Source organism: Bradyrhizobium sp. Cp5.3, assembly GCF_000426265.1.
Lineage (GTDB): Bacteria > Pseudomonadota > Alphaproteobacteria > Rhizobiales > Xanthobacteraceae > Bradyrhizobium > Bradyrhizobium neotropicale.
Genome location: NZ_KE384515.1, coordinates 162288 through 176557, shown reverse-complemented (window position 1 = coordinate 176557; position 14270 = coordinate 162288). Strand labels below are relative to the sequence as shown.

At 64.9% G+C, this 14270-nt stretch carries 12 protein-coding genes and 1 pseudogene; 6 read left to right on the top strand and 7 right to left on the bottom strand.

The genetic code is table 11. The features are described 5' to 3' along the window. Window positions 1–537 carry a hypothetical protein gene (locus K289_RS0141760; RefSeq protein ID WP_027556710.1) on the top strand — a complete coding sequence of 179 codons (537 nt, stop codon included), beginning with the start codon at window positions 1–3 and terminating at the stop codon, window positions 535–537. Here K289_RS0141760 and K289_RS0141755 read toward each other — a convergent pair. From K289_RS0141755 to dctP, 6 genes are read right to left on the bottom strand one after another with little or no spacing between them, the layout of a single operon-like run. Continuing rightward, window positions 517–1761 (bottom strand): acetyl-CoA hydrolase/transferase family protein, encoded by a 1245-nt coding sequence (locus K289_RS0141755; RefSeq protein WP_027556709.1) that lies wholly within the window; start codon window positions 1759–1761, stop codon window positions 517–519. The two genes, K289_RS0141760 and K289_RS0141755, sit on opposite strands and share 21 nt — an antisense overlap. A 6-nt stretch (window positions 1762–1767) precedes the next feature. Next, window positions 1768–3321, bottom strand: coding sequence for an AMP-binding protein (locus K289_RS0141750; RefSeq protein ID WP_027556708.1), 1554 nt, complete (start codon window positions 3319–3321; stop codon window positions 1768–1770). A 31-nt stretch (window positions 3322–3352) separates the two neighbouring features. Beyond that, window positions 3353–4519 (bottom strand): acyl-CoA dehydrogenase family protein, encoded by a 1167-nt coding sequence (locus tag K289_RS0141745; RefSeq protein WP_027556707.1) that lies wholly within the window; start codon window positions 4517–4519, stop codon window positions 3353–3355. Between the two features lie 33 nt (window positions 4520–4552). Continuing rightward, a complete protein-coding gene (locus tag K289_RS0141740) occupies window positions 4553–5842 on the bottom strand; it encodes a TRAP transporter large permease (RefSeq protein ID WP_027556706.1) in 1290 nt (429 codons plus the stop codon). A 12-nt stretch (window positions 5843–5854) separates the two neighbouring features. Further along, window positions 5855–6409, bottom strand: coding sequence for a TRAP transporter small permease (locus tag K289_RS0141735; RefSeq protein WP_027556705.1), 555 nt, complete (start codon window positions 6407–6409; stop codon window positions 5855–5857). A gap of 30 nt (window positions 6410–6439) precedes the next feature. Next, on the bottom strand, window positions 6440–7471 hold the full coding sequence (gene dctP, locus K289_RS0141730; protein WP_027556704.1) for a TRAP transporter substrate-binding protein DctP: 1032 nt from the start codon (window positions 7469–7471) through the stop codon (window positions 6440–6442). Between the two features lie 228 nt (window positions 7472–7699). Here dctP and K289_RS0141725 point away from each other — a divergent pair, with 228 nt between their 5' ends. From K289_RS0141725 to K289_RS0141710, 4 genes and pseudogenes are all read left to right on the top strand, one after another. Next, on the top strand, window positions 7700–8902 hold the full coding sequence (locus tag K289_RS0141725; protein WP_027556703.1) for a CaiB/BaiF CoA-transferase family protein: 1203 nt from the start codon (window positions 7700–7702) through the stop codon (window positions 8900–8902). A gap of 30 nt (window positions 8903–8932) precedes the next feature. Beyond that, a pseudogene (locus tag K289_RS0141720) lies at window positions 8933–9400 on the top strand (MaoC family dehydratase); the annotation flags it as partial. Next, on the top strand, window positions 9400–10251 hold the full coding sequence (locus tag K289_RS0141715; protein WP_027556701.1) for a CoA ester lyase: 852 nt from the start codon (window positions 9400–9402) through the stop codon (window positions 10249–10251). The pseudogene K289_RS0141720 and the gene K289_RS0141715, both read left to right, overlap by 1 nt. 38 nt (window positions 10252–10289) lie before the next feature. Continuing rightward, the gene (locus K289_RS0141710) at window positions 10290–11033 is read left to right on the top strand and encodes an IclR family transcriptional regulator (RefSeq protein WP_027556700.1); all 744 of its coding nucleotides are present in this window, start codon (window positions 10290–10292) and stop codon (window positions 11031–11033) included. A gap of 603 nt (window positions 11034–11636) precedes the next feature. On the opposite strand, the gene K289_RS0141705 is transcribed toward K289_RS0141710, so the two are convergent. Then, window positions 11637–12428 (bottom strand): fumarylacetoacetate hydrolase family protein, encoded by a 792-nt coding sequence (locus K289_RS0141705; protein WP_027556699.1) that lies wholly within the window; start codon window positions 12426–12428, stop codon window positions 11637–11639. A gap of 351 nt (window positions 12429–12779) precedes the next feature. Between K289_RS0141705 and K289_RS0141700 the strand changes: the two genes are divergently transcribed. Then, a complete protein-coding gene (locus K289_RS0141700) occupies window positions 12780–14267 on the top strand; it encodes a hypothetical protein (RefSeq protein WP_035688244.1) in 1488 nt (495 codons plus the stop codon). The last annotated feature ends 3 nt before the right edge of the window (window positions 14268–14270 follow it).

The following is a 14270-nucleotide window of genomic DNA, read 5'->3' as shown; positions in this document are numbered from 1 at the left end:
ATGCTGAAAACCATCATCCTGCTTACCGACACCGTGCAACAGCAGCAGCCGCTGGCCAACCTGCTCCGGGAGCACAATCGCCATCTGGCCTTCTGCTCGGCGCTCCGCGCCCAAGACCTCGCCGCGATCTCCCCGGAGGTCCTGCGCGATGCCCGCCTGGTGTCCTTTGCCAACGACATCGCCGTCTCCGAGAAATTCCTGCTCCAACTCGGCCATGGTGCCTACAAGTTCTACACCGCACCGACGCAATATCCGGGCCTGCCGCCGGCGCCCGACGAGAACGACGACGATCCGCGCTGCGTCTCCGTGGTCGCGCAGTCGATGACGATCTGGCCGGATTTCAGGAAGGTAGTGGGGCTCGAGACCCTGACAATTCCGGAAGGAACGGCCGTCGCCGAGCGCGACCGGCTGGTGTTTTCGCGGCTCGCCCATCTGTTCTGGCGGATGTCCGGCATGATCGCGGGCGACGCTGCGGATCTGCCTGGCGTCATCGAATCCGATGAGAGCCAGCGTCCTTCACTTGCGATGATGAACTGACGCCGCCAGCGCATCGCGGTGCTCGGGCGCCGCGATCGCGATCATGCGGCGCGCACGCTCGGCAAGGCCGCAGCTGCGCAGCTCCGCGACGCCCCATTCGGTGACGATAGCATCGACGTCGGCGCGCGGCGTCGTCACGGTCTCGACATTGACGACGATGCGGCTGGTGCCGTCGGACGCAGTCGCCGGCAGCGCGATGATCGCCCTGCCCCCATTGGATGCATTGGCGCCGCGCACGAAATCGAGCTGCCCGCCGATCGCACCAATCGCGACGCCATTGAGCGTCTCGGAATTGACGGCGCCATCGAGCCCGACCTGGAGTGCCGAGTTGATCGCAACCAACCGGTTGATCCGCGCCAGCACATTTTGACCGTGCGTGTAGGACGTCGGCCGCACCGCGACCGCCCGGTTCTGATGCACGAAGCGGTAGAGCCGCTGCGTGCCGATCACTTGGTTGGTGACGGTGATCCCGGCGTCGATGCCCTTGTCCGCATTGGTCACCGCGCCGCGCTCGATCAGATCGACCACGGCGTCGTTGATCAGGCCGGAATGGATACCGAGGTTGCGCGCGTGGGAGAGCGAGGACAGGATCGCGTCCGGGATCCGCCCCACCCCGAACTGGAGCGTGCTGCCGTCGGCAATCAGGCTCGCCGCATGCGCCGCGATCTGCCGCGAGACGTCGTCGAGCGGCGTCGACGGCAACTCGACCGGCACACGCCGGGCCGCCACCCGCATATGGATCGGCACGTCCGCGGGCCATTCCGCGCCGAATGTAAAGGGTGCATCCGGATTGATCTCGGCGATGACGAGGCGCGCGCCGCGCGCGGCATCGATGACATAGTCGTTGGAGAGGCTCGCGCTCAGCCGGCCGTCGGCGGCTTCTGCGAGCTGCACGAGCACCACGTCGGCGCGGTGGCGGCGCGCGGCGAAGTCGGCGCAGAAGGCGCTGTAGTTGCTCGGAATGACCTCCAGCCGCCCGGCTTTCGCGAGCCGCCGCGCATTGCCGATCACGCCATAGCTTTGGAACGAGACGTTGGGCGCGCAAGTGGAGAACGTCTCCGAGAACAGCGGCCCGACCATCATGCGGAAGGGCGGCAGATGCGCCGCCTGCGTCACCAGCGTTTCGGTCAGCGTGACCGGCTCTGCGGTCGCCTGCCCGCACACGACGAGACCGCCGTCCCGGATCAGGCCGGTGAAATCGATCGGCGCTGCGTCACCTGGCATCGTGGGTTAGTCCATCGGCGCAAGGCGCGTGGAGGCCTCACTCAACAGCGTGCGCAGCTCCATCTTCACGATCTTGCCGTAGCTGTTCTTCGGCAGCTCACCGGTGAGATAATAGTGCTTCGGCCGCTTGAAGCGCGCGATCCAGGCGTTGCAGATCTGGTCCAACTCGTCGCGCGTCACGGTCTTGCCAGCGACGGGAACGACGACGGCCACGACCTCCTCGCCCCATTCCGGATGCGGACGGCCGATCACCGAAGCTTCGGCGACGGCCTCGTGCCGCAGCAATACTTCCTCGACCTCGCGCGGATAGATGTTGGTGCCCCCGGAGATGATGACGTCCTTGGAGCGGTCCTTCAGTGTGAGGAAGCCGTCGGCGTCGAACGCGCCCATGTCGCCAGTATAGAGCCAGCCGTCACGCAGCGTATTCGCGGTGGCCTCCGGATTCTGCCAATAGCCGGACATCACGGTATCGCCGCGCACGATGATCTCGCCGATCTCGCCCGGCGCTACATCCCGCCCGGCTTCGTCCACGGTGCGGACCTGCACCACGCCCTGCGCAATGCCGACCGATGCCAGGCGCTCCTCATGGCGCGGATGCCCGGAATCGACATGCTTCGACTTGGGCAGATAGGTGATGGTCATCGGCGTCTCGCCCTGACCATAGATCTGCGCGAGCTTCGGTCCGAACACGGCGAGCGCAGCCTTGCAATCGGCGACATACATGGGACCACCACCATAGATGATGGTCTTCAGCCCCGGCGCGCTCGCGCCCGCCGCTTTCGCCGCAACCGTCAGGCGCCGCACCATGGTGGGTGCAGCGAAGAAGGAGATGCCGTCGCGCTTTGCCGTCAGCTCGAGGATCTCGTCCGGTTCGAAGCGGCCGCTCTCGGGAATGATCTGTGCCCCCATGCCGAACACATGCGGCACCATATAGAGGCCGGAGCCGTGCGACATCGGCGCTGCATGCAGCAGCGCCTCGCCGGGCACAATCGGGTTGATCTCGGCGAGATAGTTCAACGCCATGGCCAGCAGGTTGCGGTGGCTCAGCACCGCGCCCTTCGGCCGCCCGGTGGTGCCGCTGGTGTAGAAGATCCAGGCAGGGTCGGTGATCGCGACATCGGCAATCGCAATGCCATCGGTCCTCTCAAGGCCGCGATGCTCGGCTGAGCCGATCTCGATGATGCGTGGCTTGCCTGCGCCAAGCGCCAAGGCCTCCGACGCGACGCCTGCCATGTCCTCGGTCACGAACACGACCGCGGCGCCCGAATTGTCCAGAATGAACGCGACCTCGCGCGGATGCAGCTTTGCATTGATGGGAACGGCAACCAGCCCGGCATGCCAGCACGCATAGAGGCAGGCGACATAGTCCGGCGCGTTCTTCATCAGCAGCGCGACGCGATCGCCCTTGGCAAGACCAAGACGCTGTTGCAGCGAGGCGGCCAGCGAGGCCACCGTCTTGGCGAGCCGGCCGTAATCGGCGACCGGCGTCAGTCCCTTGAGCAGCGCCGGCGCGGAGGCGTCGGCCTTTGCAGCACGCAGCAGATGATGAGCAAGGTTCATGGCGATCCGGCCGAACGGTCCGCGGGTAAGATTAGTACGACTTGGCCAGCCCGAGCACCTTTTCCGCGATGAAGCTGAGTGCGAGTTGCGGGCTGACCGGTGCGATGCGCGGGATCAGGATCTCGCGCAGGTAACGCTCGACGTGGAACTCCTTGGCATAGCCGAAGCCGCCATGAGTCATCACCGCCTGCTCGCAGGCCGAGAAGCCGGCTTCGCCCGCAAAATATTTTGCCGCATTGGCGGCTGCCCCGCAGGGCATGCCCTTGTCGTACTGCCAGGCCGCTGACATCACCATCAGCCAGGCGGCCTCGAGCTCGACCCAGTTGACCGCGAGCGGATGCTGGATGCCTTGATTCTTGCCGATCGGACGGTTGAACACCACGCGCGTCTTGGCGTACTCGGTCGCGCGCGAGAGCGCGAGCTTGCCGAGCCCCACCGCCTCGGCCGCGATCAGGATGCGCTCGGGGTTCATGCCTTCCAGGATGTATTCGAACCCGCGGCCTTCTTCGCCAATGCGGTCTTCCATGGGGATCTCGAAATCCTCGAAGAACAGCTCGTTGGAATCGACGATCTTGCGGCCCATCTTCTCGATCTCGTGGACCTTGATCTTGTTGCGGTCGAAATCGGTGTAGAACAGGCTGAGGCCGTGGGTGGGCGAGCGCACCTCTTCCAGCGGCGTGGTACGCGCCAGCAGCAGGATTTTGTGCGCGACCTGCGCGGTAGAGATCCACACCTTCTGACCGTTGACGATGTAGCGGTCGTTCTTGGCGACCGCGCGGGTCTTGAGCTGGGTAGTGTTGAGTCCGGTGTTGGGCTCGGTGACGGCGAAGCACGCCTTCTCGCGGCCCTCGACCATCGGCGGCAGCATGCGCTTGCGTTGCTCCTCGGTGCCGAACACGACGACCGGGTTGAGCCCGAACACGTTGATGTGCACGGCGGAGGCGCCGGACATGCCCGCACCGGACTCCGCAATCGTGCGCATCATGATCGCGGCCTCGGTGATGCCAAGCCCGGAGCCGCCATATTCCTCTGGCACACAGATGCCGAGCCAGCCGGCATCGGCCAGCGCCTTGTGAAAGTCGTGCGGGAAGCCGCCGTCGTGGTCCTTCTTCAGCCAGTAGGCATCGGGAAAGCCTTCGCAGATCTTGGCGATGGCGTCGCGAATGGCCTCCTGCTGATCGGTGAGCGCGAAATCCATGATTGGTCTCCTTTTCTGGAGGCTCGTTGAGCGCTAGCGCCCCATCTGCGAGGGCAGCCAGAGAATGATCGAGGGAAACGCCACCAGGATCGCGATCGCGATCAGGTGTGCGATGAAATGCGGGAAGGTGCCGTGGAACACCTCCGCCACCGGCCGCTTGGCATAGCGGGCGACGATGAAGCAATTGAGCCCGACCGGCGGCGTGATCATGCCGACCTCGGCGGTGACGATCTTGATCACGCCGAACCAGATCGGATCGAAGCCGAGCGTCTTGATCAGCGGCAGCACGATCGGCACCGTCAGCACCAGGATCGCGATCTGGTCCATGAAGGAGCCGAGTACGATGTAGCCGCACAGGATCAGGGTGATGATCACCCAGCGCGAGGTCGGCAAGCTACCGATCCAGGCGACAAGGTCCTGCGTCACATGGGTAAGCGTGAAGAAGTAACCGAAGATCGAGGCTCCGACCAGGATCATGATGATCATGCAGGTGCCGTGACAGGCGCGCAGCAGCGTCTTGTAGAGCGTGCTCGGCGTGATCTTGCCCTTGACGATCGCGAGCAGGAAGGCGCCGAAGGCGCCGAAGGCCGAGGCTTCCGTCGGCGTCGCCACGCCGAGATAGATCGTACCCGTCACGATCGAGAACAGCACCACCATCGGCGAGACCTGCCACAGCAGCGCAAACTTCTCGCGCCACGGCGCCGACTTCGCGGCCGGGGCGCGCGAGGGATCCTGCCAGACCAGGAAGTAGATCGTGGCCATGATGGTGATGGTGACGAGGATCGCGGGGATGATGCCGCTGATCAGGAGCTTGCCGATGTTCACCTCGGCCAGCAGGCCGAAGATGACCAGCGCCACGCTGGTCGGCAGCAGCATCGACAGCGTGCCGGAGATCGCGACGACACCAGCCGCCATCTTCGGCTCGTAGCCCTGGCGGATCATCGCCGGCAGGCTGGTCGAGGACAGCGTCGCGGCCGAGGCCGTCGAGGTGCCGCAGATCGCGCCAAAGCCGGCGCCGGCGAGCGCCGTAGCCATGCCAAGGCCGCCGGGAACGCGGCCGACCCAGGCGGATGCCGTCTTGAACAGATCATCCGCGACGCCCGACAGCAGCACGAGGTCCGCCATCAGCAGGAACATCGGGATGGTGATGAGCTCGTAGGAGGAGACGGTCGACAGCGGCGCCGTCTGCAAAATGCCTGACAGGGTCGCAAAGCCGCCGACCATGACGAGGCCGACCGAGCCTGCGAAGGCCATCGCGAAGCCGACGGGCGTGCCGAGCGCGAGCAGGGCAAAGAGAAGGGCGAGAACGATCAGAGGAGTCATGAGTGCCCGCCGCTATTCGAAGGTTCGCGCTTCGCCGACGCCGGTGACCGGCGGCAACGGATAGAGATCGCGCCCGCTGAAGAGGCTCAGCACATTGCCGATGAGCTGCAGCGCCAGCCGCAGCACCAGCACGCCACAGCCGAACGGCACCAAGGCCGCAGAGATCCAGGTCGGCCAGGGAATCGCGCCCGAGAGAACGTCGTGCTGCTCGTAGTTCTCCAGCGCGCGCTCGAAGCCGACCTTGCAGATCAGGACGAACACGAACAGACCGGTCAGCGCGGTGATGATCTCGGACAGCCGTCGCCCTGCCGGCGAGAAATGCGACACGAGAATGTCGACGCCGACATGCGCATGCTCGCGCAAGCCGTCCGACAGCGTGAAAAAGAACACCCCGGCGAGAAGATAGAGCCCGATCAGGTCATAGGTGAAGGAGAACGGCTGGTTCAGCACGTAGCGCATGAACACGTCGGTCACGACCAGTACCATGATCACGAACAGGAACACCACCGCGATCACCGTCAGCGCGCGCTCCAGCGCGCCGAGCACATCTCCCGCTTGCTTGATCACCTCTGGCGCCTCCTTGTTGGTGTCGTGCTATCAGTTCTTCGCGCCGCCGGAAGCGAGCAAGCCTTCGAACTCCTTCAGCGCGGCGGATGCCTGCTTGCCGCGGCTGTCGAGACCGCTGGCCCATTCCTGGCCGACGCCCTTCAGCTTGTCCTTCATCTCGGCGCGCGTCGCCTCCGGCAGAGGATCGAAGCTGACGCCCTCGTCCTGGAGATGCTTCTTGGTCGTCTCCGTCTCCTTGTCGACCTGAGCGCAGGCAGTCGGCTCGATCGCATCGGAGGCCTCATTCATGGCCTTCTTCACGTCGTCGGGCAGCTTGTCCCAGACCGACTGGTTGATGGAATAGGCAACGATGAAGCTGCCGAAGCTGACGCCTTCGGTGGCGTGCTTGACCAGCTTGTCGAGACCATAGGCGACGACGCTTTCCATCGGGAAGAGCAGACCGTCCATCGTGCCGCGCGACAGCGACTCATAGGCGTCAGGCGCGGCCATGCGCACCGGCACGGCGCTGAGCGCGCGCAGCGTCAGGTCCTGCGCGCCACCGGTGGTGCGCAGCTTCAGGCCCTGCATGTCCTTCGTCGTCTCGACCTTCGCCTTGGCGGTCCACACCTGATAGGGCGGCAGCACCACGGCCAACAATAGCTTGATCTTGTTCGGCGCATATTCCTGCTTGGCGAGAATGCCCTCGCGCGCGGTCTTCCAGTAGGCGATCGTGCCTTCGCAGCTCGTGGCGAACGCGCCCGGCAATTGCGCGACTTCCGACAGCGGCATCTTGTCGGAGACATAGGACGGCCCGATGTAGCCGATGTCGACAACGCCCGACTGGGTCAGCCGCAGCATGTCCGCCGCTTTGCCGATCTGCTGGTTCGGATAATAGGTGAAGGTCACCGCGCCGTTGGTGCGCTTGGTAACGTCGTCCATCCAGGGCTTGAGCATCAGGCGGACGAGATAGTGGCCGGCGGGGAAGGAGTCGGCGACCTTCAGCTCCAGCGCCTGCGCCGGCATCGTCGAGACCGGCAGCGAAAGCGCGAGCGCCGAGACAGCCCAGACCAAATTCCTCTTCATTTGCTTCTCCTTGACGCGTTCCCGTGCCGAGCGCGGCAGCCCGCTGCTGCCGGCCGCCAGGCCCTCGTTTCATTTCTTGCTTGAGGAAAAAGTACATATATGTGAATTTAACTGTCAAGTATATGAACGATGCATGGAGCCATGCGTCTGCGGAGGGGCAACTCAAATTGACCATCGCCATTCTGTGAACTCTAATTCCACCTATATGAATATCTCCAACGAGGCCCCATGGGACCGCTCGCCGGCATCACCATTCTCGACCTGACCTCAGTGCTGATGGGCCCCTACGGCACCCAGGTGCTGGCGGACATGGGCGCCGACGTCATCAAGGTCGAAAGTCCCGAGGGCGATATCGTTCGCCAGATCGGTCCCGGCCGCACGCCCGGCATGGGCGGGATGTTCCACAACGCCAATCGCGGCAAGCGCAGCATCGTGCTCGATCTCAAGAAGCCGGAAGGGCGCGAAGCGCTGTTGCGGCTGGCCAAGCGCGCCAACGCGCTCGTCTACAATGTGCGCCCGCAGGCGATGGCCCGGCTCGGCCTCGACTATGAGACGCTCGCCGCGCTCAACCCCGCCCTCGTCTATGTCGGCGCGTTCGGCTACGGCCAGTCCGGCCCCTATGCGGCGAAACCTGCCTACGACGACCTGATCCAGGGCGCGGCCACCGTGCCGACGCTGCTTGCCGCCGCCGGGGACGGCACGCCGCGCTATGTTCCCGTCACCATCGCCGACCGCATCGTCGGCCTGATGATGGTCAACGCGATCATGGGCGGGTTGATGCACCAGCAGCGCACCGGCATCGGCCAACGCATCGACGTGCCGATGTTCGAGTCGATGGCGGAGTTCGTGCTGGTCGATCATCTGGGCGGCCTGACCTACGATCCGCCGCTCGACCATGGCGGCTATGCCCGCCTGCTGTCGCGCTATCGCCGGCCCTACAAGACCAGCGATGGCCATCTCTGCGTGCTCATCTACAACGACAAGCACTGGCGCAGCTTCTTCGAGGCGATCGGCCGGCCGGAATTTTTGCAGCAGCCGCGCTTCGCCAACCACGCCGCGCGCACCAAGCATATCGACGAGATCTACGAGGAGATCGGCCACATCTTCGTCACGCGCACGAGCGCGGAATGGCGCAAGCTTCTGGAGCACGCCGACATTCCGGTGATGCCGATGCATACGCTGGAGACGATTCTGGATGATCCCCATCTCAAGGCGGTCGACTTCTTCAGGACGGTCGATCACCCCGTGGAAGGCCGCATCCGGCAGATGCGCGTGCCCTCCACCTGGAGCGTGACCCAGCCGGAGCCGGCTGGCCCTGCGCCGACGCTCGGCCAGCACGGCCGCGACATTCTGAGCGAGGCCGGGTTCTCGGCTGATGAGATCGAGCAGCTCGCACAACAAGAAGCAGTTCACCTGGCGGCGCCGCCTTAAAAGGCAGGCGCCGGCCAGACTAGCAACGACAGGGAGGAAACCGCGATGGCCGGACTTTATTTCGAAGACTTCTCCGTGGGCCAGGAGTTCAGGCATCCGCTGACCCGGACCGTCACGGAGATGGACAACACCATGTTCAGCCTGCTGACGCTCAATCCGCAGCCGCTGCACATCGACGCGCATTTCTCTGAAAAGACCGAGTTCGGCCAGCGCATTTTCAACAGCCTTTACACCCTCGGCATCATGATCGGCATGACGGTCTATGATACGACCCTGGGGACCACCGTTGCCAATCTCGGCATGACCGACGTCACTTTTCCGAAGCCGGTCTTCCACGGCGACACGCTGCGGGCGACAACGAAGGTGCTTTCGTTGAGAGAATCCAAATCGCGCCCCAAGGCGGGCATCGTCGAGTTCGAGCACCACGCCTGGAACCAGAACGACGAGATCGTCGGCAAATGCCGCCGCATGGCGATGATGCACAAGAGGCCGGTCTGATGCGTTCGATGCTGTTCGTGCCGGGGGACTCCTCGCGCAAATTCGAGAAGGCGAGCGAAGGCAAGGCCGACGCGCTGATCATCGATCTCGAGGACTCCGTCGTCACCGAGAAGAAGGACGAGGCGCGCAAGCTGACGCTTCAGATGCTGAGGGACCGCCGCGGTCCGCACCAGCTCTATGTCCGCGTCAACGCGCTCGATACCGGCATGACGCTGGCCGATCTCGCCGCGGTGATGCCAGGCGCGCCCGACGGCATCGTGCTGCCGAAATCGCGCGGCGGTGACGATGTGCGGCAGCTTGCGACCTGGCTCGAAGCCTTCGAGGCGGCGGCCGGCACCAAGGTCGGCTCGACCCGCATCGTCTGCGTCGCCACTGAGACCGCCGGCTCGATCTTCGGGCTCGGCACCTACAAGGACTGCTCCCCTCGCCTCGCCGGATTGATGTGGGGCGCGGAGGATCTCTCGGCCTCACTCGGCGCCACCGAGAAAGCCTCGGGCGGCGTGTTCCACAGCCCCTATCGCCTCGCGCGGGACCTCTGCCTGATGGCGGCCGCCGCGGCCGAGGTCGCGCCGATCGACACGGTCTATACCGACATCGACAATCTGGCCGGTCTCGAGCAGGAAACGCGCGCGGCACGGCGCGACGGCTTTTCGGCGAAGGCGCTGATCCATCCAAAACACGTCGACATCGTCAATGCTGCCTTCGAGCCGACCGAGGCGGAGCGCACATGGGCGGAGAAGGTGATCGCGGCGTTCGCAAGCAATCCCAATTCCGGCACGCTGCGCCTCGACGGCATGATGATCGACAAGCCGCATCTTCGCGCCGCGAAGAAGATCCTCGGCCAGCCATAGACCCCGGGATAGCGCGCCGTGACAGACGGGATCGGATCATGATCGTTCGCCAAGCCGCAAACGTCCTGGAGATCATGGAGTTCTTCGCGCAAGCGAGGAAGCCGGCGACGCTTGCGGAGATCGCCGATCATTTCGGCTGGCCGCGCTCGTCGACCTTCAACCTGCTCGCGACACTGTCGGAGAAAGGCTATCTCTATGAGCCGCGGCCGCGCGCCGGCTTCTATCCGACGCCGCGGTGGCTCGCCATGGCACGGATGATCTCGGAGGTCGAGCCGCTGCCGCCCTGGACGCACACGCTGGTCGCCGATCTCTCCTCTGAGACCGGCGAGACCGCCTCGATCGTGGCGCCGGCCGGCGTGATGGCGGTATTTATCGACGTCGTCGAGTCCAAGGCCGCGATCCGCTATTTCGCGACCATCGGCCACCGCGTGCCGATCCACGCCACCGCCAGCGGCCGCGCGCTGCTGCTACAATATTCGCAGGAGGAGCGCGACTCGGTCTATCGCAAGATCGAGTTCAAGCAGTACGGCCCGTCGACGCCGATCAGTATCGAGGCCGTAGAGGCTGAGCTGCGCAACTCGATCGATCGCGGCTATTGCCAGAGCTTTGGCGACTACAGCCGCGACCTCGCCGGCGCCGCGATTCCCTTGCCGATCGGCGACCGCCGCCTTTCGGTGGTCGTCGCAGGCCCGGAATTCCGGATCGGCCCGAAAGTCGGCGAAGTCGCCGCGCTGATTGCGCGGACAGTCGATCGGCTGCGGCCGAAGACCACCGCAGCTTAGGCCGTAGCCTCAATCGAATCCCTGAACGGGCGGCGTCGTGGTCGGCGCCGGCGCAGCCGGAGCTGCCTGAACCGGCGGGTTGTTGTCCGGCCCCATTTGAGCGACACGGCCATTGGCTTCCATCGCCCTGCTACTGGTCGGACCCGGAGTCGCAGAGGCGGGCGTCGGGGCCGCTGGGGCGGGCACTGGAGGAGCCGAACTCGGGACGCGATTCGCTTCTCTGCGTGGCCGCTGCCGGCTCGTAGCCGACCGAGAACCGCGCACGCCCCATGACCTCGCGATTGAAGGCCCGGCGGTATAGCCGATCACTGCGCCCGCGACGGCACCGACCGGTCCCAGCACGACAGCGCCGGACACGGCTCCGAGCGCCGCAGAGCCAGCGCGCTCCTGCGCAACGGCACCTGCCGGAACCAACGCAAGCATCACGATTGCGGCCATCAAAAATCTGTTCATCGGAGCGCCTCCCTCACGGGAATTCACTCTTACGAAAATATGGCAGCAGGACGTTTGTTTATCGCCCAACAGAGGGCAATCGGCCGATGGAACTCCGGCAGTCAAGGAACTTCCGCCGCGATAGTTGTCCCGGCGGAAGCGGCTCAACCCCTAGACGATCTTGATCGACATGTCCGGCAGGCCCTCGAGCTTGCACAGGAGCACGTCGCCCTTCACGACCGGGCCGACATTCTCCGGCGTGCCGGAATAGATGATGTCGCCGGCCTTGAGCTCGAAGGCCTCCGACAGTTTTGCGATCTGCTCGGCGACGCTCCAGATCATCTTGCTGAGATCCGAGCTCTGCCGCACGGTGCCGTTCACCGCCAGCGAGATCGCGCCCTTCTCGAAATGGCCGGTCTTGCTCACGGGGTGGATTGGGCCGATCACCGCGGCGTGGTCAAAGCTCTTGCCGATCTCCCACGGCTTCTTCTCAGCGGCCATGCCGTTCTGGAGATCGCGCCGGGTCATGTCGAGACCGAGCGCGTAGCCGTAGACGTGCTCGAGCGCCTTTTCGGCCGGGATGTTGGTGCCGCCGGACTTCAGCGCGGCGACCAATTCGACCTCGTGATGATAGTTCTTGGTGAGCGAGGGATAAGGATGATCTGCGACCTCGCCGATCGCGACGTTCTGGATCGCATCGGTCGGCTTCTGGAAGAAGAACGGCGGCTCGCGATTCGGGTCCGAGCCGCGCTCGATCGCATGCGCCGCATAGTTGCGCCCGATGCAGTAGATGCGGCGCACCTGGAACACGCCTGTCTCGCCGACGATCGGGATCGTCACCATCGGCACCGCGAAGATCGGCTTCGGTGTGCTTTGCGCCGCGGCCGGCGCCGCATCGGCGATGCCTGCCGCGGTCATCGCGGCTGCGGCCGTGAGCACGTCGCGTCGAGAGGTCTTTGTCATGGTCCTGTTTCCGTTGCTTTTGGCCGCGCGTTTGCGGCGAAGCCAGTCATAGAGCCAAACGCCGGACGGGCCAATGGCCCGCCCGCTACGCCTTAAGTCGCGACACCGTCCAAGAACGCCCGGACCATCCGCGGGCCGCCGTCCGGGTCGGTGGCGGCGACGTGATAGGAATCACCGAGCAGGCCGCCGCGGGACCTTGCGAAGTTAAGATTGGAGGCAGAAGTTCTGCCATGCAACCCGGGTTGATGGTTCGAGTCGATGCATCTGCTTTTGGCGGCGCGGTCAAGAAATCGGCACGACCTGCACAGAAGGCGCTCCCGATCGGGCGGGCCTGCTCGGGCAGCCAAGGCCATGACAATCGTGCTGTTGATTGGCACAAGGTGGTGCGTGGCCCATGCCGCCGACGTATCCATCGCCCCCGCGGAGCTGAAAGCGACCGGCACGATCGATCCGCGCTTTCAGTCGTACAACATCGAGATGGTTGAGGTGACAGGCGGACGGTTCTGGAAAGCGTATCCGCGCACCGCGCGCGCCTTCGATACGCGTGATCGCTACAGCCATAGACCGCCGATCGATCTTACCAACATACGTCTGCGCATGCTCGCCGCGGCCCTGTCGCCGGCCTATATGCGCGTCAGCGGCACCTGGGCCAATGCGACGTTCTTCGCCGACAAGGAAACTGCTCCCGCGAGGCCACCCGCCGGATTCAATTCCGTGCTCAGCCGCGCGCAGTGGCGCAGCGTCGTCGATTTCGCACGCGCGGTCGATGCGGAGATCGTAACCTCCTTCGCCGTCAGTCCCGGCACCCGCAATCGTGACGGCACGTGGCGGCAGGATCAGGCGCAAAGCCTGATCAACTTCACGCGTTCGCTCGGCGGGCACCTCAAAGCCGCCGAATTCATGAACGAGCCGACGCTTGCGGCCGACAACGGCGCGCCGCCGCGATATGACGCAAAGGCCTATGGCCGTGACTTCAATATCTTTCGCGCATGGCTGCGGCGCGCTGCGCCGGAGACGCTGATCGTCGGGCCCGCCTCGGTCGGCGACACTGCGTCACCGCGCGCATCGGGCATCACCACGCGCAATCTGCTGGCCGCATCTGGTTCCGGCGTCGACCGCTTCTCTTATCATCACTACAACACGATCTCGCCGCGCTGCGGCGGCCGCGACGATCCGAAGCAGGCGCTCACGGAGCAATGGCTCGCCCGGTCCGATGCGACGCTGGCGATCTACCGTTCCTTGCGAGATGCATTCGAGCCGGGCAAGCCGATCTGGCTGACCGAGACGGCCGATGCGGCCTGCGGCGGCAACCGCTGGGACAAGACATTTCTCGACACGTTCCGTTATCTCGACCAGCTCGGACGCCTGGCCAGAGGCGGCGTCCAGGTTGTGATGCACAACACGCTCGCCGCCAGCGATTATGGTCTGCTCGACGAGAAGACCTTTCGCCCGCGCCCGAATTACTGGGCCGCGCTGCTCTGGCATCGGCTGATGGGAACGACCGTGCTCGACGCGGGCGCAGCCGTCGCGCCGGGCCTTCGCGTCTACGCGCACTGCCACCCCGCATTACGCGGCGCGGTCACGCTGCTCGCGATCAACCTCGCGCGCGACGCACCGCTCTCGTTCGCCGTGCCACTCCCGTCGACGCGCTACACGCTCGGCTCGGCGCGGCTGCAAGGCGCGATGGTGCAATTGAACGGCAAGACGCTCGCGCTCGCGACGGGCGAGAACTTGCCGGATCTCATCGGCATTTCGACGGCAGCCGGCACTATCCGCCTCGCACCGGCGACCATCACCTTCCTCGTCATTCCCGGCGCGGCAAACCAGGCGTGCCTCTGACGC